This is a genomic window from Streptomyces sp. NPDC005955, assembly GCF_042871255.1.
Taxonomy (GTDB): Bacteria; Actinomycetota; Actinomycetes; order Streptomycetales; family Streptomycetaceae; genus Streptomyces.
Genome location: NZ_JBIAIF010000016.1, coordinates 106,049 through 131,531, shown reverse-complemented (window position 1 = coordinate 131,531; position 25,483 = coordinate 106,049). Strand labels below are relative to the sequence as shown.

Sequence of the window (25,483 nt, the reverse complement as noted above, 5' to 3'; positions counted from 1 at the left end):
TCCTTAAGGTTCGGCCAGTTCCGAACCAATGGCGGGTGCGGCGGGTCCGGTGCCAGGTTCGCCGGGTGACGACGACCGGTACCGACCGTGCCCGCCCTTCCCTGTTGCGCCACCGACCGTACTGGCGGTGGTCCGCGGCGACCCAGTTCAGCCGTCTGCCCGGCACCATGGCCCCGCTCGCCTTCACGGCGTTGACCACGACCACCACGGGTTCCTACCGGGCGGGCGCGCTGATGATGGTGGCGTTCGTGGTCGGCCAACTGGTCGTGTCGGTCCCGGTGGGACGGCTGCTCGACCGCACCGTCCCGAACCGTGGGCTGCGCCTACTGCTGTGGTGCTCGGCCGGGGCGGCACTCGCCGTCGGTGCCGCCGCCCGGGTCGCCGTGCCCGTCTGGGGGCTGTTGGCGGCGGCCGGGGTGTGCGGCGCCGCCGCCGGCGGCCTGTCCGCCGGGTTCCGCACCCTGCTGGCCCGCACCGTGCCCGAGTCGCTCCTCCTGCGCGCCGTCAGCGTGGACGCCACCCTCCTGGAGGTGGTGATCATCGCGGGGCCGGCGCTGGCCGTGGCCTCGGCCGGTTGGAGCCCGTGGGCTCCCGTGGTCGGCATGGCCGCCGCGTTCGTGATCAGCTCCCTGATCCTGCCGGTCGGAACGCCCTGCACGTCCGGCGCCGCGGGGGAGCCGGCGGCCGCCGCGGAGCCGATCCGCTGGTTGTGCACCCTGGGCTGGCTGGCCTGTCTGTTCACCATCGGACAACTCCTGGCCGCGTTGGAGGTGGGCGCGTTGCCGCTGGCGGCCCGGCTGACCGGGCCCGAGGGCGGTGCGCACCACCACACGGCCGCGTCGCTGATCGCGGTCCTGGCGGTGGCCAGCATCCTCGGGAGCGCGCTGTTCGCCTGGCGCGGCCGGGCCACGACCGCGCTGGGCGTGCTCTGCCTGTCGGGCCTGGCGGTCGGGGGCGCCGTGGTCGCCTTCGGCGACGGCTGGTTCGCGCTGCTCGGGGGCCTGGTGCTGGTGGGGTCGTGCACCGGTCCGCTGCTCGCCGTCAGTTCCGTCAACCTCCAGCGCGTACTGCCGCCGGCGCGCAGGTCCGAGGGGTTCTCCGTCGCCCATGTCGTCCAGACGGTGGGGTTCGCGTCCGGGTCGCTCGGTCTGGGGGCCCTCGACCTGGACACGGCGATCGCCCTGGGTGCGGGCAGCGCGGTCGTCTCCGCGGCCTGTCTGTGGGTGACCTCATCGGGGCCGGCGTCCGCACGTCGGCCCCGATGAGGACGGGCGTTCCCGTCCCCTCGTCAGGAGCGGGATTCCGCGAGCCGCCACCCGCCGGCACGGGAGCGCTCCGACCAGAAGGCCGCGTACCGGCCGCCCGCGGCCAGGAGTTCGTCGTGGGTTCCGGATTCGGCGACGCGTCCTCCGTCCAGGACGGCTATCCGATCGGCCGCGGTGATCGTCTGGAGGCGGTGGGCGATCACCAGCAGCGTACGGTCGCGGGCGAGCGCGGTGAGCGCGTTCTGCACGATGTGTTCGTTCTCCGGGTCGAGGGCGGCGGTCGCCTCGTCGAGCAGCACGATCGGAGCGTCCTTGAGCAGGGCGCGGGCGATCGACACCCGTTGCCGTTCGCCGCCGGACAGGGCCGTGCCGCCCTCGCCGACGCGGCTGTCCCAACCGTCCGGCAGCCGTGCGGCGATCTCGTCCACTCCGGCGAGCCGGGTCGCCCGGCGGAACTCCTCCTCGGTGGCTTCGGGGCGGGCCAGCCGGATGTTCTCGGAGATCGTCGCGTCGAACAGGTAGACGTCCTGGAAGACCAGCGAGATCCGGGACATCAGGGCCTCGGTGCCCAGTTCCCGCACGTCCGTGCCGCCCACCAGGACCCGTCCCGCGTCGGTGTCGAAGAACCGGGCGACGAGCCGGGTGACCGTGGTCTTGCCCGAGCCCGAGGGGCCGACCAGGGCCGTCATGGACCGCGCGGGGACGTGCAGGGAGAAGTCCCGGAGCACCGGGTCCCCGGGGTCGTAGCCGAAGGTGACCCCGGCCAGTTCGACGGAGGTGTCATCCGGGTCCGCGGGAGTGGCCGGCACCTCGGGTTCGGGGAGCGGAGCGGTCTCCAGGACGGCCTGGACCCGGGCGAGTGCGTTGTCCGCGATGCGCACCGCGGCGGCCAGGTCGGCGGCGACCACCAGCGGTTCCACGAACCGGGCGGCCAGGACCAGCAGGGCGATCAACTCCGGGGCACCGACCGATCCGCCGATGGCCAGCACCGTACCGGTCAACAGGACGACGGTGAAGGCCAGTTGGACGGACATCACGAAGGCGGCGAACCCGGGCACCGCGCGCAGCAGCAGTCGCCGTCCGGTGTCGCGTTGGGCGACCAGGGCGTCGTCCAGGGCCCGGTGCCCGTGCACCGTGCGGCCGAAGGCCCGGAGCACCGGCTGGCTGCGGGTGAACTCGATCACCCGGCCGCCGGCCTCGGCGGAGGCCGCGTGGTGGGCGTGCTCGCTGCGGGCCACCACCCGGCCGGTGACCCGGTGGGCGAGCGCGGCCAGTGGCAGACCGACCAGTGCGGCGAGCGCGAGTCGCCAGTCGAAGAGGAACATCAGGGCCACCACGACCAGCGGGGTGACGAACGCGCTGATGACCGGGCGCAGGAGGTGGGCGGGCACCCCCATCACGTCGATGACGCCCTTGGCGGTGAGTTGGGTGAGCCGGTCCGTCCGCTCCGGGGTGAACCAGCCCAGCGGGAGGGCCGCCACGTGGTCGCCGAGACGGCGGTAGAGGGTCCGGGACAGTCCCGCGCCGGCGCGGTAGCCGCACAGGGTGCTGTCCCAGTAGCAGACCGCGTACGCGGCGAAGACCAGCGCCAGGGCTCCGAACCAGCGGGCGGCTCCCGACGGGCCGCCGTCGCCGAGGAGTTCCCGCAACAGCGGGACCAGCAGGGCGAAGGCGATGCCCTGGAGGACCGCGCACAGCACGAGGCCCACGAGCATGCGGCGCAGCAGGGCCGCGCCGGGCGGGTCGAGCACGGTCAGCAGTCGGCGGATCACGAGGTGGCCTCCGTGGGGTCGTCAGCGGGGCGGGGAGCGGGGGCCCGGGCCCCCGTGACGGCGGGGCCCTCCTGGCCGGACCGTTCGTCGATCGCCCAGGAACGGGCGTACCGGTCGCCGAGGGCCAGGAGTTCGGCGTGGGTGCCCCGTTCGACGATCCGGCCGCGTTCGAGTACGGCGATCTGGTCGGCGCCGGAGACGGTGGCGAGCCGGTGCGCGATGACGAGCAGGGTGCGTCCGACGACGAGTCGGGACAGGGCCTCCTGGATGGCGGCCTCGGACTCCGGGTCGGCGAAGGCGGTGGCCTCGTCGAGCACCAGCACCGGGGTGTCGGCCAACAGGGCCCGGGCGATGGAGAGTCGCTGGGCCTCACCGCCGGAGAACAGCGCGCCCTCGCCGACGACGGTGTCGTAGCCGTCGGGCAGTTCGAGGATCCGGTCGTGGATCTGCGCGGCCCGCGCGGCGGAGACGACCTCCTCCTCGGTGGCGTCGGGGCGGGCCAGGGTGAGGTTCTCCCGCACGCTGGCGCGCAGCAGTTGCACGTCCTGGAAGACGAAGGAGACGAGCCGGTAGAGGTGTTCGGCGGGCAGTTCGCGCAGGTCGGCGCCCCCGATGCGGAGGGCTCCGCCGGTGACGTCGTAGAAGCGCGGCAACAGCCGGGCGAGCGTGGTCTTCCCGGAGCCGGAGGGGCCGACGAGGGCGGTGACGCTGCCGGGCCGCAGGGTGAGGGACACCTCGTCGAGGGCGAGGGAGCGGTCGTCGTAGCCGAAGGACACCCGGTCGAACTCGACGGTGGTGCCGTCCGCCGTGGCCCGACGTCCCGGTGCGGGTCCGGGCAGGGCGGGGGTGGCGAGGATCGCGCCGACCCGGTCGGCCGCCTGGCGGGCCTTGCGGACGTCCTCGGCCGAGTAGCCGAGCCCCAGGACCGGGGCGGTCAGCCCGAGTCCGAGGAGGGCGAAGGGCAGCAGGTCCACGGCTTCGACCCAGTCCCGTGCGACGAACAGGACGCCGACGCCGAGGATCCACAACAACAGGAACACCGGCGAGAGGATCAGCTCGACGGTGGCACCCGTGCGCATCATCCCCCGCACCCAGTCGAGGAAGTGGGCGGACAGGGCGTCGGTGGCGTCGGTGAACCGACGGTGGGCGCGGCGGGCCCGGCCGAAGGTCTTCACCACGGTGATGCCGTGCGCGAACTCCACGGAGGCGGAGCCGACCCGGGCCAGCGCCTCGTCGTAGCGGGCGTGGCCGGCCCGGGCGGAGGCGCTGCCCGCCATCCGGCCGTACAGGGCCAGGCCGATGACGACCGGGACCAGGGTGACGAGGGTGAGCCGCCAGTCCATGACGAGGAGGTACGCGACCGAGGCCAGGGGGACGACGGCGGCACGGGTGAGGTCGGTGAGGGTGTGGCCGACGAGGTGGTGCATGGCCGAGACGTCGTCGTGGACCGCCTTGCGGACGAGCCCGGAGTTGCGGTCGGTGAACCAGCCGAGGGGCACGCGTCCCAGGTGCGCGGCCAGCCGCCGGCGCAGCGCGAGGCTGAGGTCGTTGTCGGCGAGGTGGGTGAGGGCACCGGCGGCGAGGGTGAGCGCGAGCCCGGTCAGCATGGCCGCGGCTCCGGTTCCGGCGACCCACCAGGCGCGGTCCCGGTCCACCTCCCCGCCGGGTCCCGGGTCCAGGAGCACCCGGCCGAGTTCCGCCACCGCGACGAACGGGACCACGGAAGCCAGGGCGGCGACGGCCTGGAGCAGCACCGCGAGGGCGAGTCGACCCCGTACGGGGGCCAGGAGCGCGGCCAGGCCGGTGCCGGCGGGGGCCTCCGGGAGCGAGTACGCGACCGGTGCCGGTGCGTCGGCGGAGACGTCGACGGCAGGGGTGGACCCGGGACCGGTCGCGGGATGTGCTCCGGGCGGCCGTGCGTCCGGTCCCGGAGCTGCTGGCCCGCCCCGCCGTCGGTCGTCCTTGGTTCCGGGCATGTCCCGCCTTCCCTTGTGTATACGCCGTATACGTCGGGTTAGGCTGCACTAAGTGCTTCTTGACTGTCAAGCAGGGCGTGCGGGGTCGCCCCGGGGCACGGGCCGGGCGGGAGTCGCGCCCTCAGGGCCGTGCGCGGGGGCCTCGGGGCTCAGTCGACGCCGAGCACCCCGTCGAGGAGGAGTTCCAGGTTCCCGGCGAACCGTTCCCGGTCCCGGACCCCGGGCGGAGCACTGGACGCGATCACTGCGGACAGGTGCGGGTACCGGGCCGGGTCGATCTCCCGCATCATGCTCCGGGCCTGTGAGTCCGCGTGGTCGTGGTGCGCCACCAGGGTCTCGCCGAACACGAAGCTGAACAGCATCGCGTAGGCGTCCCGAGCCCGTACGGGCTCGACACCGGCATCGGCGAAAGCGGTGAACACGGCTTCCAGGACCGGCAGCACACGGGTGCTCGCCAGCCCCTCCGTGGCCAGCACCTGCACCACCCACGGGTCCCGTCGGAAGGTGTCGTACATGTCGTGCATCACGACGGTCAGTCGCTGTCGCGGCGTCCCCCCGGTGGGAGGTGGGGCGAGTCCGTCCGCGACGGCGTCCAGCATCCGGAGCAACAGGTCCGCGCGGTCGGCGACATGGCGGTACAGGGCCATCGGCGAGACCCCCGACTCGTCCGCCAGCCGCCGCATGCTCACGGCCGCGAGCCCTTCGGACCGCGCCAACCCGAGTGCGGTGGCCACCACCGCATCGGCGGAGAGACGGGCCGTGCGCCGGCCGCGGGCGGGGTGTGTCGACATGCGGTCATTGTCTCCCGACGGTGCGCGGCTCGACCGGTGCCGGTCCCGGGTGCCCGGTCCGTGTTCCCGCCCCGGCCCCGGTCGGGCCGTCGGCCGGCCCGTCAGGCGCGTACGACGACCGTCGCACTGGCCCGCTCGTGGAGGAGCCGGTGCCTGGTGCGCTTGCGCAGCAGGAACATCAGGTCGACCAACAGGACGAGGATCAGCCACTGCCCGCCCGCCTGGAGTACCCAGAGGCCCGCCAAGAGCCCCCAGAACACGGAGGCCCGCCCCAGGGCCCTCCATCCGGGGCGGCGATGGGTGGTCCGGTGGACCACCCGCAGCCCCACCAGGCGTTTGCCGATCGTCCTCCCGAACAGGGCGACGCCGAGGAGCTCGTACACGAAGGCGAAGGCGAAGGTCAGTCGCGCGCCGTCGGCCACCGAGGGGTCCGTCGAGGGTCCCAGGGAGCTGTCCAGGATCATGATCACCGGCAGGGCGACCTGTGAGAGGAGCACCAGGTCGATCAACCGGGCTCCGAGTCGCTGCCCGAACCCGGCCGGTCGGACGTGCGGCGGCTCGGGCTCCGCACGGGCGGAGGGGAGATCCACGTAGGTGGTCGGCACCGGTACGGGACCGGTGGGGGCGCCGTGCATCCAGGGCGCGGGGTGCACCGGAGCGGGGCGTGCGGGGGCGGGGTGCGCGGGCGCGGTGACGGAGTGGTGGTCGACCGCCGTCGCCGGACGGGGGAGCGGGGCTGCCGGGGGCTGGGACGGGAACGCGGGCCGGGAGGGGTCCAGGGCGTGGGCGAGCGCCGCGTGCATGGCCGTCGCGTCGGCGAACCGGTCCTCCGGCCTCTTCGCGAGTGCGGTGAGCACCACCGCATTGACCTCCGGGCTGAGGCCCGGGCGCAGTTGCGAGGGCGGCACCGGCGGCTTCTGGATGTGGGCGAGGAGCACCACGAACGGCGAGTCGCCGCGGAACGGGGGGTTCCCGGTCAGCAACTCGTAGAGCAGACAGCCCACCGAGTACAGATCGGAACGCGCGTCCGTGCCGTTGCCGTCGGCCTGTTCCGGCGAGAGGTAGGACGGGGTCCCCACCGAGACCCCCGTGGCCGTCAGCCGGGTGGAGGTGTCCGCGAGCAGTTGGGCGATGCCGAAGTCGAGGACCTTCACCCGGTTCCGGCTGCCCGTGCCCCCGGCGAGCGGTCCGACGACCATCACGTTGGAGGGCTTGACGTCCCGGTGCACCACGCCCTGGGCATGGCTGTGTTCCAGTGCCTCCAGGATCTCCAAGGTGATCCGCACGGCCTGCTCGGTGCTCAACCGCCCCGCGGCCGCGATCTCGGCCAGCGTCCTCCCCCGGACCAACTCCATCACCAGGAACGGTATCGGCGGGTCGTGCGCCTCGTCCTCACCGATGTCGTGCAGGACCGCGATCCCCGGGTGGTTCAGCCGGGCGATCGTCCGGGCCTCCCGGTGGAACCGGGTCCGGAACTGGGACTCCCGCAGGAACTCGGGCGGAAGCACCTTCACCGCGACCTCGCGGCCCAACTCGCGATCGACGGCCGCGTACACCACGCCCATCCCACCCCGCCCGAGCGTCCCCGTGACCTCGTACCTGTCCGACACGCTTTCCACCCGCACCCCCCAGTGCACCTCGCGTCCCCACCGCACTCCCTGCGTGGACGCCCATTATGACGCCCGTGCGACCCCCGCACGCGAAGTCCGGACGACGGCCGGGACAGCGCGGATCAGCAGCTCCGGAACGGACCCTGACGTTCCGTCCACCCGGCCCGGGCACCGGACCGTGCCTTCTGGCCACTACCCGGACGGGCGCCGGAGCCCCCGCGCCCGGCACCCCGGCGCACCGTGCGACGACGTCCGGACCGGTGCCGCTCCCCGGACGTCCACCCCGCACCACACACGGGATACGGCCAAGTCCCCGTGCCCCCACCTGGCGCACGCCCCCCTCCAGTGCCAGGCTTCCCGCGGTGCCACTCCCCGTTCGTGCCCGGCGGTCCCTGAGCCGAAGCACCGCGCCACTCACGCCCAACCGGCGCATGCACCCCATGTCCTCCGGAAGGGAACGACACCACCGCACTGGACGTCCCTGCCCGTTCGGCACACCCCGTCGACGGGTCCTGTTCCGGTCGTGACGCACGGCCGGCGCGCAAGGAGTTGATATGAGACGGATCTCCCGTAGGGCCTCGGCCGCCGGAGCCCTGCTCGCAGGTGTCGCACTGATCGCCGTGGCCGTTCCCTCCGGCACGGCCGGTGCCGCGCCCGTCGGGTCCGCCCCGACGGCCCCGCAGCCACGTGCCGGCGCCCTGCCGGTGAAGCTCGACCCCCAGCGGCAGGCCGCGCTGCTGTCGCGGGCCGAGGCCGACCGGGTCGAGACGGCCGCCGCCCTCGGCCTGGGCCGCAAGGAACGCCTGCTGCCCCGCAACGTGCTCCAGGACGCCGACGGCACGGTGCACACCCGCTACGAACGCACCTACGAGGGCTTACCCGTCCTCGGCGGCGACCTGGTCGTCCACACCACACCGTCCGGAGCCATCGAGGGCGCGACCCGGGCCACCCGCGCCCGGGTGGCCGTTCCCCGCACCACCGCGGCCCGCAGCGCCACCGCCGCCGGCGCCTTCGCCCTGGCCAAGGCCGAGTCGGAGGGCACCGAGCGCGCCGAGCTCCCCCGGAAGCCGCGCGCGGTGATCTGGGCCGCCTCCGGGCGCCCGGTCCTCGCCTGGGAATCCGTGGTGCACGGCACCCAGTCCGACAGCACCCCGAGCGAGTACCACGTCATCACCGACGCCACCACGGGTGCCGAGTTGTACGGCTACGAGGCGGTGAAGCGGCACGACGGCGTCGGCCACAGCCGGCACAGCGGCCAGGTCACCCTCGGCACGTCCCGGTTCGGCTCCTTCTACAACCTGACCGACACCAGCCGCGGCAGCCACCGGACCTACGACCTCACGGGCCTGTCGGCCGGGGACGCGGGCAGAGGGAAGCTGTTCACGGACTCCGACGGGGTCTGGGGCGACGGCACCTCGGCGAGCAGGCAGACCGACGCCGTGGACGCCGCCTACGGTGCCCAGGCCACCTGGGACTACTTCGCCGAGGTGCACGGCCGCTACGGCATCCGCAACGACGGCGACGGCGCCAGCGCCCGGGTCCACTACCTGGGGGACTACCACGGGGCCTACTGGCAGGACTCCTGTTTCTGCGTGACCTACGGCGGTGGCGGCACGACGCCCTACACCTCCATCGACATGACGGCCCACGAACTCGCCCACGGCCTCATCAGCGACACGGCCAAGCTGAACTACTACGGCGAGTCCGGCGGCATCGCCGAGGCGACCGGCGACATCTTCGCCGCCGCCGTGGAGTTCCACGCCGGCAACAGCCACGACGCGGGTGACTACACGACCGGCGAGAAGGTCGACGTCGGTTCCGCGAACCCGCCGCTGCGTCACATGGACCGACCGGCCAAGCGGGACCGGAGCACGAACTACTGGCACCCCCGTTTCGACTCCAGCACCAACATCGGATACATGGCGGGTCCGGCCACCCACTGGTTCTACCTGGTCGCCGAGGGCAGCGGCGCCAAGACCGTCAACGGCGTCTCCTACGACAGCCCCACCCACGACGGTCTGCCGGTCACCGGGATCGGACGGGCCGCCGCCGAGCGGATCTGGTACCGCGCCCTCACCCTCTACATGACGTCCACCACCGACTACCTCGGCGCCCGGGCCGCCACCCTCGCCGCCGCCGCCGACCTCTACGGCGCGGACTCGGCCGTCCGGCGCAACGTGATGGACGCCTGGGGCGCCGTCAACGTCGGTGCTCGACCCGACAACCCCGCCCCCCGGCCGCCCGGCCCCGTCTTCACCAACAACGACGACGTCCCCCTGCCCGCGCTGCCCGCCGCCGCCGAGTCGCCGATCACCGTCACCGGTGTTCCCGGCAAGGCGCCCACCATCCTCCTCGTCGACCTGCACACCGTCGGCGACCCGAGGGCGGCGCTGGAACTGGTGGCACCGGACGGCACCGCCTACCCCCTGGCGAACGGCTTCTGGATGGAGAGCAGTCCCTACATCGCCACGCTCGGCGTCGACGCCTCGGCGGAGACGGCCAACGGCACCTGGAAACTGCGGGCCCGGGCCGGCGCCTACTCCTATCCCGGCGCGTACATCAACAGTTGGACGCTGTCCTTCTGAACACCCCGCTCCGCGCCTGACCGGGGCGGCGGGCACGAGGGTCCTCCCCGCGTGCCCGCCGCCTCCCGTCCGGGGTGCTCTAGCCGAGCCGGGCGCCCACCCGATCGGCGATGTGGGGCGGCACCGCGATGCCGTCGGGGAGGGCCGCGTCGGCCTGCTCCCTGCCGACCGTCGTCACCAGCGGCAGGGTGCCGGCCCAGATCGGCAGTGCGGCGTCGGGGCCGTCGCCGTCGTCGGGACCACCCTGACGGATCTTGACGGAAGCCTCCTCCAGGGACAGGGCGAGCAGCACGGTCGCCGCCAGTTCCTTCCGACTGGGCGGGCGCGCGTAGTCCCACTGTCCGGGTGCGCTCTGCTCGGTGAGGCACCGCAGGCCGGCGAGCTTCTCGGCGGGGTCGGTCACCAGCCGGGGGACGCCGTAGACCATCGCGCTGCGGTAGTTCACCCCGTGCTCGAACACCGATCGGGCGAGCACCAGGCCGTCCACGTGGGTGACCGTCACGCAGACCGTCGCGCCCGGCGCGGCGACCAGGCTCCGGCTGGCCACGGAGCCGTGGAAGTACAGGTGGAGCCCGTCGGCCCCGTACACGGTCGGCACCACCATCGGATGGCCGTCGACCACCACCCCGAAGTGGCACATGAACCCCGCGGCCAGGACGGCGTCCAGCACGGCGCGGTCACCGCTGCCCTGCTCCCGCAGCCGGCGATGACGGGTGCGATCGGTTCCGGGCAGCTCCGGCGACAGCGGGTCGTGCTTCATATCGGCTCTTTCGTCCGTACCGGTCTGAAGGCTTCCGCCGGGCGCACCACGGGGCACGCCCCTCAGCGGAAGACTCTCGCGACACTACCGATTTAGTCATTGCAAGGCCATGAGTATGGCGAAATTAGTTGAACTGAGACGGGTAGGCGACGAAATTCGTCGCGAGTGGGGGAGGGGTGACTCCGTGCCCCCCTGGTCTTCGGGGTCCGGCAGCGGCGGGCGATCGCGTCGATCCCGACGCTGATCACGGCGTCGAGCCCGGGCCGCGCCCCCCTTCGCGCGGCCGGCGCACCACCGTGCGGGAACACAGGTGCGGGGGGCGGTGTCAGAAAGACCCGATCACGAGATATCTTGATGTCGAGACGATGTAGCCGTGAAGCGGAGTACTGGTGACTGACTCGACCATCATCTATACGCACACCGACGAGGCTCCGGCCCTGGCGACGCACTCGTTCCTGCCTGTGGTCCGGGCGTACGCTGCGACGGCCGGGATCAGTGTCGAGAGCCGTGACATTTCCCTGGCCGGGCGGATCATCGCCAGCTTCCCCGAGCACCTCGAAGAGGCCCAGCGCATCGACGACGCGCTCGCCGAGCTCGGTGAACTGGCGAAGCAGCCCCACGCCAACATCATCAAGCTGCCGAACATCTCGGCCTCCATCCCGCAGCTGAAGGCCGCGGTGGCCGAGCTCCAGCAGCAGGGCTACGCGCTGCCGGACTACCCGGACGACCCGAAGACCGACGAGGAGCGGGAGATCCGCGCCCGGTACGACAAGGTCAAGGGCAGCGCCGTCAACCCGGTGCTGCGCGAGGGCAACTCCGACCGTCGCGCCCCCGCGTCGGTGAAGAACTACGCCAAGACCCACCCGCACCGCATGGGCGCCTGGACCTCCGAGTCCAAGACGAACGTCGCGACCATGGGCGAGAACGACTTCCGTTCCACCGAGAAGTCCGCGGTGATCACCACGGCCGGTGCCCTCCGCATCGAGCTGGTGGGCGAGGACGGCTCCACCACCGTGCTGCGCGAGTCGGTGCCCGTCCTGGCGGGCGAGGTCGTCGACGCCTCCGTGCTGCGCGTCGCCGCACTGCGCGAGTTCCTGACGGCGCAGGTGGCCCGTGCCAAGGCCGAGGGCGTGCTGTTCTCGGTGCACCTCAAGGCGACGATGATGAAGGTCTCCGACCCGATCGTCTTCGGCCACGTCGTGCGCGCCTTCTTCCCGAAGACGTTCGCGCAGTACGGCGACACGCTCGCCGCGGCCGGCCTGACCCCGAACGACGGCCTCGGCGGCATCCTCAAGGGCCTGGACGCCCTGCCGGAGGGCGCCGAGATCAAGGCGTCCTTCGACGCCGAGCTCGCCGAGGGCCCGGAGCTGGCGATGGTCGACTCCGACAAGGGCATCACCAACCTGCACGTCCCCTCGGACGTCATCGTCGACGCCTCCATGCCGGCCATGATCCGCACCTCCGGCCACATGTGGGGCCCGGACGGTCAGGAGCACGACACCCTCGCGGTGCTGCCCGACAGCAGCTACTCCGGTGTCTACCAGGTCGTCGTCGACGACTGCCGTGCCAACGGTGCCTTCGACCCGTCCACCATGGGCTCGGTGCCCAACGTCGGTCTGATGGCGCAGAAGGCCGAGGAGTACGGCAGCCACGACAAGACCTTCGAGATCCCGGCCGCGGGCACCGTCCGCCTCGTCGACGAGCAGGGCGACGTCGTCCTGGAGCAGTCCGTCGCCGTCGGTGACGTCTTCCGCGCCTGCCAGACCAAGGACGCCCCCGTCCGGGACTGGGTCAAGCTCGCCGTCACCCGCGCCCGCGCCACCGGGGACCCGGCGGTGTTCTGGCTGGACGAGACCCGCGCCCACGACGCCGTGCTCATCGAGAAGGTCAAGACCTACCTGCTGGAGCACGACACCGACGGACTGGACATCAAGGTCCTGTCCCCGGTCGAGGCGACCAAGCTCTCCGTGGAGCGCATCCGTCGCGGCGAGAACACGATCTCCGTCACCGGCAACGTGCTGCGCGACTACCTGACGGACCTCTTCCCGATCCTGGAGCTGGGCACCAGCGCCAAGATGCTGTCGGTCGTCCCGCTGATGGCGGGCGGCGGCCTCTTCGAGACGGGCGCCGGCGGTTCCGCGCCGAAGCACGTCCAGCAGCTCGTCAAGGAGGACTACCTGCGCTGGGACAGCCTGGGCGAGTTCTTCGCCCTCGCGGCCAGCTTCGAGCACCTCGCGCAGACCACGGGCAACGCGCGTGCCCAGGTCCTCGCCGACACCCTCGACCGTGCCACGGCGACCTTCCTCAACGAGGACAAGTCGCCGACCCGGCGCGTCGGCGGCATCGACAACCGCGGCAGCCACTTCTACCTGTCGCAGTACTGGGCGCAGGAGTTGGCCAAGCAGACCGACGACGCGGAGCTCGCCAAGGCGTTCGGCCCGCTCGCCGAGACGCTGACCGCCAAGGAGCAGACGATCGTCGACGAGCTGATCGCGGTCCAGGGCAAGCCGGTCGACATCGGCGGCTACTACCAGCCCGACCCCGTCAAGGCGGCGGCCGTCATGCGTCCGTCGGCGACCCTCAACGAGGCGATCGCCACCCTCGGCTGATCGACCGCCCCGTGCGTGCCTGCCTGCCCCCGACCGCCCCGGTGCGGTCGGGGGCAGGCCGTCATCGGCCCCGCCGGGTGCGAGCCCGGCGGGGCCGATTGCTGCACCGCGGTCCCGCGTCACATCGACGGCCGACGCCCGGGCCATTGATCCACTGTTATCCCACGGCAAATGGTGAATGAGCTTCAGTCGAATTGACCAATATGCGCAATGACGTGCCCAACTGTCATTGGTGCATCCCGAAATGGCGTGGCGAAGGAGACTCGCCCTTTGCCGACAACGTCGCCGGTGAACGCGTAAACTGCACGGATGAGTCAGCGTCGATCAACGCGGGGTCGCCCGCGAACCAAACCCGCCGAGGAACGGCGTGCCGACCTCCTCGACGCAGCCGAGAGAGTGTTCGCCGAGCGCGGAATTGACGCTGCTCGAATCGACGAGATCACGGAGCGCGCGGACGTCGCCATCGGCACGTTCTATCTACACTTCGGTTCGAAGCGAGACCTCATGCTCGCGCTACAGGCCCGCTTTATCGATCGGCTGGTCGAACGGCAGCACGCAGTGGTGCAACACCTGCCCGCCGACGACTGGATCGGACGCTTGGACGCCTGGCTCAGCGATGCGGTCCGTGTTTACGTGGAGCATGCCGAATTGCACGACGTGCTCTACGGACACACCCCCATCAACGCCAAGACGGATATCCAGGTCAGCCCTGAGAACCCGCACGTCGAAGCGTTTCGACAACTGATTGCAGAGCGCCCGAACCCGCCGTCGGACGCTCCGAACCCCGCCATGGCCGCGAGCCTGATCTACAGCGCCTGGTACGGGGCCACCCATGCGCTGCTGCACCACGAGGCCGAGGACATCGACCGGTTGGCCGACGAGCTCATCGCCGACATCACCGACCTCGCACACCGTTACCTACGCGTCGAGAACTGACCGCTGTGAGCTGCCGACGACCTCGTACGGGGTCGTCGGCAGCGGCTCGGATCAGAGGGCGGCGTTGGCGATGCGCCAGTGTCGCGCCCGCTCGTACTGCTGACTCAGGCGCGCGAACGCCCCGCCCGTGCGCAGCAACTCCGCGGGCGTGCCGGACTCCACCACGCGACCGTCGTCCAGCGAGACCACGTGGTCCGCGGCGGCCAGGGTGGCGGGACGGTGGGCGATGACGATCACCGTACGGTCGGGGCTGTCACCGAGGTTGGCGATGGCCTGGGTGATCGCGGCTTCGTTCTCGGGGTCGAGCGCGGAACTGGCCTCGTCGACGAGCACGATGCGCGCCCGCTTGAGGATCGCCCGGGCGATCGCGACGCGCTGGCGTTCGCCACCCGACAACTGGGCGCCGCCCTCACCCACGCGCGTGTCCCAACCGTCGGGCAGACGCTCGATCACCTCGTCGAGCCGGGCCGCGCTGGCCGCCTCCTTGAGTTCGTCCCAGGTCGCCTCCGGGTGCGCCAGGCGCAGATTGTCCTCGATGGTGTCGTCGAACAGGTAGACGTCCTGGAAGACGATGGCGATCTCGTCGAGCAGGGCCGCCTGGTCGAGTTCGCGCACGTCGACGCCGCCGACGCGCACCTGCCCCGAGTCGACGTCGAAGAACCGGGCGATGAGCCGGGTCACCGTCGTCTTGCCGGAACCCGACGGTCCGACCAGTGCCGTGGTGGTGCCCGGCCGGCAGCGCAGGGACACGTCCTTCATCGCGGGGGCGTCGCCGCCCGGGTACGTGAAGGTGACGTTCGAGAACTCGACGTCGGCCTCCTCGACCCGGTTCACCGGCTCCGCCGGCATCGGGAGGGTGGGCGTGGCCAACAGCTCCTCGATGCGCCCGATCTGGTTCCGCATCGCGCGCAGGGCCCCGATGAGGTCGATCAGATTGCCGAGCGGCTCCAGGAAGCGCGAGGCCAGCACGAGCAACGCGATCGCCTCGGCGACCTCGATGCGCCCGCTCAGCATGAGCTCGGCGGCCAGCGCCAGCACCGCGATGAACCCACCCATGATCACGCCGGTGTAGACGAAGAACGGCCGCCGTGCGCGACGCATGCCGTCCCGGTAGGTCTCGCGGTGGTCCTCCAGCGCGGCCCGCATGCGGGGGGTCCCGTCGGCGTGACCGGCGGCCCGCAGGACCGGCTGCGCCTGGCCCAGCTCGATCGCACGGCTGGCGACCCCGGTGGCCGCCTGCTCCAGCTCGCTCTCGGTGATCTCCGCGATCCGTGCCGCACGCTGGAGCGCCCAGAAGGCGACCAGCGCGATCGCGCACAACAGCAGCGCCATCCGCCAGTCGACCACGAACGTCACGATGACGACCGTCGCGGGCAGCAGCGTCGAGGTGATCGCGGGCCCGGCGACGGTCACGGCCAGGTGCGCGGCGCTGCCCACGTCCGCGGTCACCCCGCGCGCGAGCCGGGCCTTGTGCTCGGCGGTGAACCACCCCAGGGTCAACGTGCTCACGTGGTGCATCAACCGGCGGCGCAGTTGCGCGGCGAGCGCGCCCGACGCCTTGAAGCCCACCGGGGTGGCGATGATGCTCAGCACCGCGTAGGCGATCACGCCGACCGCGCCGGCCACCAGCCACCCGGTGGCCGCGCCGACATCGGGTTCGGGCCGGACGACGGCGTCCAGAATGGGGACGAGCAGGGCGAGGAGCAGTCCCTGGAGGACGGCCTGCCCTGCCGTGAGCAGCCAGAGCCGGGCCAACAACTTCGGCTCCGGCCACAGTCGGTACAGCCGGCGGATCATGCGAGCACTCCTTCTTGTGCGGCCCACATCCGGGCGTAGAGACCCTGGCGGGCGAGCAACTCGTCGTGGACGCCCCGCTCGACGAGCCGTCCGCCTTCGAACACGAGGATCTGGTTCGCGCCGGCGATCGTGTGCAGCCGGTGGGCGATGACGATCACGGTCTTGCCGATCGCCAAGGTGGCCAGCGCCTCCTGCACCGCCGACTCGCTGTCGGCGTCCAGTGCGGCCGTCGCCTCGTCCAGGACGACGATCGGTGCTCCGGACAGGATCGCCCGGGCGATCGTCAACCGCTGGCGCTCACCGCCGGACAGGCCGCCGCCGTTCGCGTCGAGCAGCGTGTCGTACCCGTCGGGCAGCGCCTCGATCACCTCGTGGATCTGCGCGGCGACCGCCGCCCGGCGGACCTCCTCGTCGGTGGCGCCGGGCCGGCCGATGCGGATGTTCTCCACCACGCTGTCGCGGAGCAGCGCGACGTCCTGGAACACCAAGGACATCGAGGCCAACAGATCCGCCGACCGGATCGAGCGCACGTCGACGCCGCCGATCAGGACCGCCCCTTCCGTGACGTCGTAGAAGCGCGGCAGCAGGCTCGTGAGCGTGGTCTTCCCCGCGCCCGACGGCCCTACGATCGCGGTCACCTGGCCCGGCGGACAGGCCGCGCTGACGTCCTCGATCGCGTTCGTCACCCCGTCGTAGGAGAACGAGACGTGATCGAACTCCACCCCGTGACCCGTCGGCGTCTGCGGGTGCTCCGGCTCGGGCAGCGAGGTGCGGGACAACAACTGCTCGATGTTGGCCGCGCCCATCCGGCCCTTGCGCACGCCCTGGGCGGCACTCACGGCCGGCAGGATCGAGTTCGGCAGTCCGACCGCGACGACCAGGAACGCCACCAGGTCGGCGACGCCGAGCGACCCCCGGTCGACCAGGACCAGCCCGACGGCCGTCACGGCGGCGAGCACGGCCATCTCCGAGCCGAACAGCCGGGACGCCGCGGAGCTGTAGCGCACCTCGGCGACCCAGGCGGCGAACGCATCGGTGTGCTCGTCCACGGCGTCGTCGAAGCGGCGCAGGACGCGGCCCCCGGTGCCGAACGTCTTGACCACCTGGATGCCGTCGGCGTACTCGACGCTGGCGGCGCTGATCCGTGCGTCGGCGGCGATCAGCCGGTTCATATGGGTCGTCATGGAGCGCATCGAGATGCGGTAGAAGACGCCCATCACGCCGAGGACGCCGAGGACGACCAGCGCCATCTTGACGTCGACGAAGAACAGGTAGCCGGCGCCGACGGTCACCACCGTGACCGCTCCGGTCAGTTGACCCAGCGCGTGGGCGATGACCTCGTGCATCTCCTCCAGGTCGCCCGTCATCGCCCGCTTGACCTTGCCCGAGCCCGCGGCGCGGAACCAGCCGAGCGGCAGCGTGCCGAGGTGGCGCACGATCCGCACGCGCACGTCGTGCAGGATCGCCGCGTCCGCGAAGTGCCCCACGCGAGCGGACTGTACGAAGAGGAACAACCACAGGCTGGCGCCCGCGGCGCCGATCCCGACCCAGGTCCAGATGGCCGAGTCCGAGCCTGAGGGATCGTCAAGCATCAGTCGTGCGATTTCGGCGACGGCGATGTAGGGCACGATGCCCGCCGCCGCGCTCAGGGCCGACAGGACCGCGCAGACCACGAGATGGGTCCGGATCGGAGCCAACATGCGAAACAAAGCGCCCGGGCCGGCCAGCCCGGGCGTCGATGATGTTGATGATTTCATTAGGGTACCCTAACATGGCGACTGAGTCTCATTCAATAATGTGCGCACCGCCTCTCCACGCCTTTTCCGTTGAAGGGAACGCCACTTCATGCTCCATCCGCACCGTGACCATCGGTCACGAAGCCGTAGACCGCGCGTCGTTCCGAACCGGCTTCGGGCCGCCCTGCTCAGCGCCCTCGTCACGCTCGCGGCCGTGGGGTGCGCCGACACCGACGACGGCTCCGGCGAGGGAGGCGGCGCGGGCGCGATCACCTTCACGTCCTGCGGCAAGACCTTCGAACTCGACCGTGCCCCGAAGCGCGTGGTGATCACCACGGACGCCCTCGCCGACACCCTGTTCGCGCTCGGGGTCGGAGACCGGATCGTGGCCAAGACGCGCGGCGAGTCCGCACCCGCCCCCGAGCTGAAGGAGCGTCTGGCCGCCCTCCCCAGCCTCGGAACGCGCAATCCGAGCACCGAGGCACTGGTCGCCGCCAAGCCCGACCTCCTGATCACCGATCAGATCGAGAAGGTCTCCGGCAACCAGGGCAGCCCGACCATCGCCGAGCTGAAGGAACTGGGCATAGCCACCTACGTGGTCGGCGGCGGCTGCGCCAAGGACCTGGCCGCGGACACCTCCGGACTCGATGCGTTGGACGCGGACCTCGAACAGCTCGGCGCCGTCTTCGCGGTGGAGAAGCGCGCGGATGCGCTGACCGACCGCTTGCACCGCAAGCTCGACGACGTGCGCAAGCGCATCGCCGAGCAGCCCGAGCGCAAGGTCGCCGAGATCTCCCGCGTCGCCGGCCAGCTCTACGTCACCTCGGGCGGCCTCTCGAACGACGTGCTCAAGCGGGCGGGCGGCACCAACGTCTTCGCCGACCTGCCGGGACAGTTCGCACCGATCAGCGCCGAACAGATCATCGCGCGCAACCCCGGGGCCATCATCGTCGACGACTTCACCGCGTCGACAAAGGGCCAGCAGGAGTCGATCACGTTCCTGAAGCGGACGTTCCCCCACACCGACGCCGTGAAGAAGGGCCGCATCCTCGCGATCGACTCGGCCAAGACCGGCGCACGCGGCAGCACCAGGCCGGTGGACGGTGTCGTCGACGTCGCACGCTTCCTGCACCCCAGCGCGTTCCGCTCGCAGTAGGGGTCCGCGATGTCACAGCACACACCGGCTCCGACGACGGCCACCGAAGTCGAGGGGCACGCGAAGAGCGCCGCTCGGGGGACGCCCGGCCGCAGCGGCTGGCGCACCTCCCTCCCCGTCGTCGTGCCGGCCCTGCTCCTCGTCCTCGTCGTCATGGTCTGCGTGGCCGTGTCGATCGGCTCCGTCGGCGTGCCGCTCAAGACCGTCACCACGGTCATCGCCGATCACCTGCTCGGCGCCAAGGCGTCCGCCACCGTCATGGACGATCAGATCGTGTGGAACCTGCGGCTCCCGCGCGTCCTCCTGGCCGCGGTCGTCGGCGCGGGCCTGGCCGCCGTCGGCGTCACGCTCCAGGCGACCGTCCGCAACCCGCTCGCCGACCCGTACGTGCTCGGCGTCTCCGCGGGCGCCGGGTTGATGGCCGCCGTAGTGATCACGCTCGGTTCGGTGGCGGTGGCCGGCCTGTCGACCTCGGCCGCGGCCTTCGTCGGAGCCCTCGTGGCCACCATCGCGGTCCTCGGGCTGTCGCGCCGGGCCGGACGGGTCGTCCCGAGCCGTCTGATCCTCGCCGGGGTGACGCTGTCCTACCTGTTCAGCGGCGCCACCAGCTTCGTGATCTTCCGCAGCGCCAACGCGGACGCGGCGCACTCGGTGCTCTTCTGGTTGCTGGGGTCGCTGACGGCGTCATCGTGGTCGAACCTGTCACTGCCGGCGGCGGCCGTACTGATCGCCGGGATCTATCTGATCCTCCAGACCCGGACGCTCAACGCGCTCGCCGCCGGTGACGACGCCGCGCTCTCCCTCGGCGTCCCGGTGCACCGCGCCCGCATCCAGCTCCTGATCGTGGCCTCGCTCCTGACCGGTGTGCTCGTCGCCGTGTCCGGTGGCATCGGCTTCGTCGGGCTCATCGTTCCGCACCTGGTGCGCCTGGTCGTCGGCCCCGACCATCGACGCCTGCTCCCGATCGCCATGCTCCTCGGAGCGATCTACCTCGTCGCCGTCGACCTGCTCTGCCGCATCGTCGTCCGCCCGGAGGAACTCCCCATCGGCATCGTCACCGCCCTGCTCGGCGCACCGGTCTTCCTCTGGCTACTGCGGCGCTCGGAGGCGTCATGAGACTCTCGTTGGCCGGCGTCAGCGTCCGGCTCGGCTCCACCCCGATCGTCGCCGACTGCGACCTCACCGTCGACGACGGCGAACGCGTGGGCCTCGTCGGGCCCAACGGCAGCGGCAAGACCTCGTTGCTGCGCACGATCTACCGGGCGCTCGACCCCGTCGCCGGCACCGTCGAACTCGCCGGCGACGACGTGCGGGGGCTCAGCCAGCGGGAGGTCGCACGCCGCGCCGCCCTGGTCGCCCAGGAGAGCACCCCGGACTTCGACTTCACCGTCGAGGAACTCGTGGCCATGGGCCGCGGACCCTGGCTCCGGGCGTTCGAAAGCACCACCGGCCGCGACCACGCACGGATCATCAGCGCACTGGAGCGCGTCCGGTTGGCCGACCACCGCACCCGGCGGCTGTCGACCCTGTCCGGCGGCGAACGACAACGGGCGCTGGTGGCCCGGTCCCTCGCGCAGGAGAGCCCGCTGCTGCTCCTCGACGAGCCGACCAACCACCTCGACGTGTACGCCGCACTCGAACTCCTCGAACTCGTGCGCGACCTGAACCGAGCCACCCTGTGCGTCCTGCACGACCTCAACCTCGCGGCCACCTACTGCGACCGGCTCTACGTGTTGCACCAAGGACGCATCGTCGCGGACGGCCCGCCCGCCGAAGTGCTCAACCCGGAGCTCGTCCTGAAGGTCTTCGGGGTCACCTGCACCCATCTGACCCATCCGGTCACCGGCGGCCTGCTCCTCGCGTTCTCACCGCAGCGCGTCGCCCCGCTACCCGCACGCGCGGAGGGAGTGAAGAACCGATGAGTGCTCCGCCGACCCGTGACCGTTGACCGCGGCACCCGAGCAGGGCGGCGCCGGGCACCTGGGGCTGTTCCGCGATCCGTGGGGGAGCGGCACGCGACGTGGGACACGGGTGCGCCACGAGGTGAAGGAGCGTCAACAGAGGGGTCACACCCGGACGTTCCGGCCGGGCGGCGGGCAGCCGTGACGGTGGTCGCGCGCTCGCCGGGGATTGCGGGACGGCCCCCCGACTGATAGGAAGGTGCAATGTGCATGGGTTTCTTGATAGGTATAGGCAATGAACTATGGCCCCTCGGGAAAATGCTGAACGCGACGGCCCGCGGCGCCGGTCGCGTGCTCGGCGCGGAGGTGATCTGAGCGTCGCCGGGACGACCGTGCCGCGCCGAGCGCTCTTCACCGCGTGCGGCACCGTCGCGGAAGCGGCAGCCGGTACCCCGAGGAGACCGGAGCGCTAGCGAACGGCCACCGGAAGAACGGCATCACCGGGCCCGGGTCCCGGTGATCGACCAGACGAAAGGAGGCGAGCATGCTGCCGAAGAACGTCCCCACAACGAGGAACTCGACGGATTTCCAGGACCCATGATGGGGATCTCGGCCACTGGGGACGCGATATCCGCGGAACGTCGGCGCCATCGATAGAGCGGGGCATTGGCCTCCGCCACGACGGCCAGGACCGACGGCCGCCGCGACATCGTTTCGCCCGTTGACGACAGCCGTGACCGCGGCCACAATCGCATCCGGGTCCCGGACTCGTACGTCGATGAATTTCACCACATTGACCTTCGGATCATCGCCAGAATTCTTCGTTCCACTGGCATCGCGAAGTGACCCCCGAAGTCCGAAGTGCTCGTCACAATGACTCGTCCAAACGAAAGGCGAATCACCCGGTGATTGATCGTGCGAACGTCATACCGTTGACGGAACGCCAGGACGAAGACGAAGCCCAGGCGGCCATCGCCCAGATCGACGAAGTGTTGACGCTTTTACAGGAGCTCGGTGACATCGCTCGCCGCGCACGGAAGAACCTGGTCGCCCCCCGGCACCGGGACCGGGCCGTCCGCGGAAACCAGAACCAGGTGACGGCCGCCGGAGCGTCCAGAACCCTAGTGCGGCCCCAGGACGAGACCTGTAGTGATTCCCTCGGAGGGGGAACACGGTCCGGCATCCCCCAGAAGCCGCCCCTGCCCCTCACCCGGCGCCAGAAGGAAGTGCTCAACCTGCTGGCCCAGGGTCTGTCCAACCGCCGGATCGGCCGCTCCCTGCACATCACCGAGCAGACGGTGAAGGCCCACCTGCACATGGTCTACCACAAGCTGGGTGTCGCGGACCGAACGGAAGCGGTGGTCATCGCCATGCGCCAGGGGCTCGTCCCGTACCAGTGCCGGGAGGACTCGCCCTCCTGACCCCGCCGCTCCTCCTCACCGGGAACGGGGTTCCGGACGATGACGACGGACCGCCGCTGAACCGCCCGGTCCTCTGTGGCTGACCCCCAGGACCACAGGGCACCCGTGTCGTCGTCGTACCGGATGGTGGCAGTGGTGGTGGGTCGACCCCACTGCCACCACCCGGGACTCAGGGGGCGGTGTCGGGCACGGCCTCGATCAGCGATGCGTTGAGCTCCTGCTCCAGCGGCACGACCCCGGTGACACGCAGCCTGGCCCGGGCGCAGAGCGCGGTGTACTCCGCCCGGGTGCGCTCCCGGCCGCCGATGGTGACCAGCATGTGCAGGTCCGTCAGGTACGGGTTCTCGATGGCCGCGTGGTTGAGGGTGTCCAGGTTGGCGGTGTCGGGCAACACCGGCTCGGCGATGAGCAGCCTCCCGTGGTCGGGCATGGCCGCCCTGACCCGGCGCAGGATCACCCGGGCCCGCTCGTCGTCCCAGTTGAGGATGACGTTCTTGATGAAGTACAGGTCGGAGCCGCCCGGCACCTCGGTGAAGAAGTCACCCGCGACCGCCCGGCACCGCTCCTCCAACCCGGCCTTGGTGATGGTGGTCCGTGCCTGCACCACCCCCGCCTCGGTTTCGAGCACGGTGCCCGTCAGATGCGGGAACCGGTCGAGCCAGGTGGCGAGCAGGGTGCCGTCACCGCCGCCGACATCGGTGACCGTGCTGAAGCGGCCCAGGTCGTAGGCCGAGGAGATCGCCGAGGCCATCTCCTCGGGGAGGTGGCGCTTGCTCATGGCCGCGTGGAACAGGGCGGCCAGCTCCGGCTTGCCCGACATGTAGTCGTAGACCGGCTCGCCGAACTCCGTGTCGAAGGCGGCCCGACCGGTGCGCAACGACTCCTCCAGGTTCAGCCAGTTGCGCTGGAAGACGTGGTGCGTCAGGAATTTGGCGAAGGCCAGCAGGGAGGCCGGGTGGTCGTGGCGGAGCAGGGCTCCCGCCTCGGTGAGCGCGAACCGACCGGGCGTGCGCTCGGCACACAGGCCGAGCGAGGCCAGGGAACGCAGCAGCCGCTCCAACTGCTCCGGGGGCAGACCGCAGGCCGCGGCCAGCTCGACGGACGCGGCCTCGCCGTCGCCGATGCGGTCGGCCAGGTCCAGGCGCGCGGCGGCGCCGATCGCCTGGGTGGCCAGTGTTCCGAAGATCCCCGCGACCACGGTGCGGCGGGCGTCGGCTTCGACCGTCATGACGTCACCGGTCCTTCCCCGTCGGTGTACTGGGGTTCGTCTGCGTACGGTGTCATGCGTGTTCCTTCCTGGAGGCGGGTGCCGCGGGGAGGCTGACGGTCCTGGTCCGCATGAGGAATCCGCCGGGATGCCCGTCGGGTGACGGCTCCGGGGGTCCACCGGTGGCCCTGCGGCCCCGAGTGCTCGGGTGGTGCGTCGCGCGATACGTCCCGGGTGGTCCGTGCGGGGCCGAGGGGGTTCCATCGCCGCCCGGCCCGTGTCTCAAGCCGCTCCGGTGACGGACAGGGCGTGGTGGAAGATGTTCAACGGATCCCACTTCGCCTTGACTTCCTGCAACCGGGGATAGTTCTCGCCGTAGTACAGCGCGTGCCAGGGCGTGGGGGACGTGTTCCATTCCGGATCCGCCAGGTCGACGTCCGCGTAGTTGACGTAGGCGCCGGTGTTGATCTCGTTCGGCACCGGAACTCCGCCCGTCGAGGCGTGCACGTCGCGGTAGAACTCCCGGATCCACCGCAGGTGCTGCTCGTCGGCGGCCGGGTCCTGCCACGTCACCATGTAGAACGTCTTCAGCAGGGCGCCCCGCGGGATGGCGGTGGCACCGGAGGGCACGGTGTTGACCTTGCCGCCGTACGCGATGTACTCCAGCGCCGCATAGGTGCCCCGGTAGTCGTCCCGGGTGAGGTGCCGGTAGATGGTGGCGAGCTGCTCCGTACCGTGCGGAGCGCGCAGATCCGCCGATTTGACCTTGCAGCGCAGGGCGAGGGCGGTCGGTCCGGTATCGGGAACCGCCAGGTACTGGGTCGCGGCCAGCCACGGCAGGGACTGCCGTCTGACCGTCGGGGCGACCCCGACGCCGGCACGGAGCCCTTCGAGGAAACGGTCCATGCGGGCCTGCGCGTTCGGCGCGTCCGCCGGGATCTGCGCGTTCATCGCGATGTTCCCCGCGGACCGGTGCAGGCAGTTGACGAGGGCGTACAGATCGATGTCCGGCGAGTCCGCGGCGCTGTTCGCCAGTTGCCAGTCCGTGAAGTTGCCGATCAACCGGACGAAGTCCGCCTCGGTGAGCCGCTCCCACGGCCAGCTGACCTCTGCGATGTGCAGGGCGCTCGGCGGGCGGGGCAGCAACTCGGCCGGATCGGTGCCGGACGCTTCGGGGGAGCGCATCCAGTACCGGGTGATCACCCCGAAGTTTCCTCCGCCGCCACCGGTGTGCGCCCACCAGAGGTCCCGGTTCGGGTCGTCCTCCTCACGGGTGGCCACCACCGTCGACACCTCGCCGTCCCCGTCCACGACCACCACTTCGACCGCGTACAGGTGGTCGACGCTGAGCCCCATCAGCCTGGAGAGGGGCCCGTAACCACCACCGCTGATGTGGCCGCCCGCTCCCACCCCCATGCAGAAACCACAGGGGACGGTCACCCCCCAGTGGTGGAAGAGATCATTGATCATCTTCCCCACGCGCGTGCCCGCCTCGATGACGAAGGCACGGCGTTCCGGGTCGAAGCCGACATGGGACATCGGCGAGAGGTCCAGGATCACTTCAACATCGGGTGCGGCGACGAAGTCTTCGCCGCAGTGGCCGCCCGACCGCACCGTGATCCGCTTTCTTGCGGTGACCGCCTCGCGAACCGCCTCCTCGACCTGCTGAGGAGAATGAACCAGCCGGAAGTAGTCCGGCTTTGCGGCGAACCGGTAGTTGTACGCGCGACGCAGATTCTCGTAACGGATGTCTTCGGGTGTGACCTTGGTGGAACTTGGCGTTAAATAGGCCGGCCCATTTCCCTCTTCACCAAAGGTGTGGTCATGCTTCATGAACTGTCCGCCATCTCTACTGTCCGGACCGGAAGGTGGAGCGGTCGCGTAGCCGGTGTGGACTTGTTAAGTCGTCAGATCACCCTACCCTGGCAGTGGGGTTGACAATGAGGAACATAAACGAAAGT

Annotated in this window: 17 protein-coding genes; 8 read left to right on the top strand and 9 right to left on the bottom strand. The window is 71.1% G+C overall.

Annotation, left to right across the window (positions count from 1 at the left end):
• Positions 1-65: 65 nt before the first annotated feature.
• Entirely contained in the window at positions 66-1,265 is a 1,200-nt protein-coding gene (locus tag ACFYOU_RS29630) for a hypothetical protein (RefSeq protein ID WP_391309881.1), read from the top strand.
• A gap of 23 nt (positions 1,266-1,288) precedes the next feature.
• Here the strand turns inward: ACFYOU_RS29630 and ACFYOU_RS29625 are convergent, their stop codons facing one another.
• The 4 genes from ACFYOU_RS29625 to ACFYOU_RS29610 all read right to left on the bottom strand — a co-directional run bounded on the left by ACFYOU_RS29625 (position 1,289) and on the right by ACFYOU_RS29610 (position 7,414).
• Positions 1,289-3,037 (bottom strand): ATP-binding cassette domain-containing protein, encoded by a 1,749-nt coding sequence (locus ACFYOU_RS29625; protein WP_391309879.1) that lies wholly within the window; start codon positions 3,035-3,037, stop codon positions 1,289-1,291.
• On the bottom strand, positions 3,034-5,013 hold the full coding sequence (locus ACFYOU_RS29620; RefSeq protein ID WP_391309876.1) for an ATP-binding cassette domain-containing protein: 1,980 nt from the start codon (positions 5,011-5,013) through the stop codon (positions 3,034-3,036). The genes ACFYOU_RS29625 and ACFYOU_RS29620 overlap by 4 nt, the downstream gene beginning before the upstream one ends.
• Positions 5,014-5,162: 149 nt before the next feature.
• The gene (locus ACFYOU_RS29615; RefSeq protein WP_391309874.1) at positions 5,163-5,804 is read right to left on the bottom strand and encodes a TetR/AcrR family transcriptional regulator C-terminal domain-containing protein; all 642 of its coding nucleotides are present in this window, start codon (positions 5,802-5,804) and stop codon (positions 5,163-5,165) included.
• Positions 5,805-5,905: 101 nt separating this feature from the next.
• Positions 5,906-7,414 (bottom strand): protein kinase, encoded by a 1,509-nt coding sequence (locus ACFYOU_RS29610; RefSeq protein ID WP_391309872.1) that lies wholly within the window; start codon positions 7,412-7,414, stop codon positions 5,906-5,908.
• 554 nt (positions 7,415-7,968) lie between these two features.
• On the opposite strand from ACFYOU_RS29610, the gene ACFYOU_RS29605 reads away from it, so the two are divergent.
• Positions 7,969-9,999, top strand: a complete 2,031-nt coding sequence (locus tag ACFYOU_RS29605) for a M4 family metallopeptidase (RefSeq protein WP_391309870.1) — start codon at positions 7,969-7,971, stop codon at positions 9,997-9,999.
• A 79-nt stretch (positions 10,000-10,078) separates the two neighbouring features.
• Here the strand turns inward: ACFYOU_RS29605 and ACFYOU_RS29600 are convergent, their stop codons facing one another.
• Complete coding sequence (locus ACFYOU_RS29600) at positions 10,079-10,759, bottom strand: pyridoxamine 5'-phosphate oxidase family protein (protein WP_391309867.1); 681 nt, start codon at positions 10,757-10,759, stop codon at positions 10,079-10,081.
• 389 nt (positions 10,760-11,148) lie between these two features.
• On the opposite strand from ACFYOU_RS29600, the gene ACFYOU_RS29595 reads away from it, so the two are divergent.
• Positions 11,149-13,368, top strand: coding sequence for an NADP-dependent isocitrate dehydrogenase (locus tag ACFYOU_RS29595; RefSeq protein WP_391309866.1), 2,220 nt, complete (start codon positions 11,149-11,151; stop codon positions 13,366-13,368).
• A 309-nt stretch (positions 13,369-13,677) separates the two neighbouring features.
• Positions 13,678-14,304 (top strand): TetR/AcrR family transcriptional regulator, encoded by a 627-nt coding sequence (locus ACFYOU_RS29590; protein WP_385492578.1) that lies wholly within the window; start codon positions 13,678-13,680, stop codon positions 14,302-14,304.
• Between the two features lie 51 nt (positions 14,305-14,355).
• Here the strand turns inward: ACFYOU_RS29590 and ACFYOU_RS29585 are convergent, their stop codons facing one another.
• Together ACFYOU_RS29585 and ACFYOU_RS29580 are read right to left on the bottom strand one after the other, a co-directional pair.
• Positions 14,356-16,101: an ABC transporter ATP-binding protein gene (locus ACFYOU_RS29585; protein WP_389764401.1), complete on the bottom strand. Its 1,746-nt coding sequence runs from the start codon at positions 16,099-16,101 to the stop codon at positions 14,356-14,358.
• Positions 16,098-17,801, bottom strand: a complete 1,704-nt coding sequence (locus tag ACFYOU_RS29580) for an ATP-binding cassette domain-containing protein (protein WP_391309855.1) — start codon at positions 17,799-17,801, stop codon at positions 16,098-16,100. Before ACFYOU_RS29580 ends, ACFYOU_RS29585 begins: the two co-directional genes overlap by 4 nt.
• 250 nt (positions 17,802-18,051) lie before the next feature.
• Here ACFYOU_RS29580 and ACFYOU_RS29575 point away from each other — a divergent pair, with 250 nt between their 5' ends.
• The 4 genes from ACFYOU_RS29575 to ACFYOU_RS29560 all read left to right on the top strand — a co-directional run bounded on the left by ACFYOU_RS29575 (position 18,052) and on the right by ACFYOU_RS29560 (position 22,315).
• Positions 18,052-18,993, top strand: coding sequence for an ABC transporter substrate-binding protein (locus ACFYOU_RS29575; RefSeq protein ID WP_391309846.1), 942 nt, complete (start codon positions 18,052-18,054; stop codon positions 18,991-18,993).
• Positions 18,994-19,002: 9 nt separating this feature from the next.
• Positions 19,003-20,109, top strand: a complete 1,107-nt coding sequence (locus ACFYOU_RS29570; protein WP_391309844.1) for an iron chelate uptake ABC transporter family permease subunit — start codon at positions 19,003-19,005, stop codon at positions 20,107-20,109.
• Positions 20,106-20,915, top strand: coding sequence for an ABC transporter ATP-binding protein (locus tag ACFYOU_RS29565; RefSeq protein ID WP_389764410.1), 810 nt, complete (start codon positions 20,106-20,108; stop codon positions 20,913-20,915). The genes ACFYOU_RS29570 and ACFYOU_RS29565 overlap by 4 nt, the downstream gene beginning before the upstream one ends.
• Before the next feature lie 911 nt (positions 20,916-21,826).
• Complete coding sequence (locus ACFYOU_RS29560; protein WP_391309841.1) at positions 21,827-22,315, top strand: LuxR C-terminal-related transcriptional regulator; 489 nt, start codon at positions 21,827-21,829, stop codon at positions 22,313-22,315.
• Between the two features lie 169 nt (positions 22,316-22,484).
• Here the strand turns inward: ACFYOU_RS29560 and ACFYOU_RS29555 are convergent, their stop codons facing one another.
• Positions 22,485-23,543, bottom strand: a complete 1,059-nt coding sequence (locus tag ACFYOU_RS29555; RefSeq protein ID WP_391309840.1) for a methyltransferase — start codon at positions 23,541-23,543, stop codon at positions 22,485-22,487.
• A 261-nt stretch (positions 23,544-23,804) separates the two neighbouring features.
• Positions 23,805-25,355 carry a BBE domain-containing protein gene (locus ACFYOU_RS29550; RefSeq protein ID WP_391309838.1) on the bottom strand — a complete coding sequence of 517 codons (1,551 nt, stop codon included), beginning with the start codon at positions 25,353-25,355 and terminating at the stop codon, positions 23,805-23,807.
• Between the last annotated feature and the right edge of the window lie 128 nt (positions 25,356-25,483).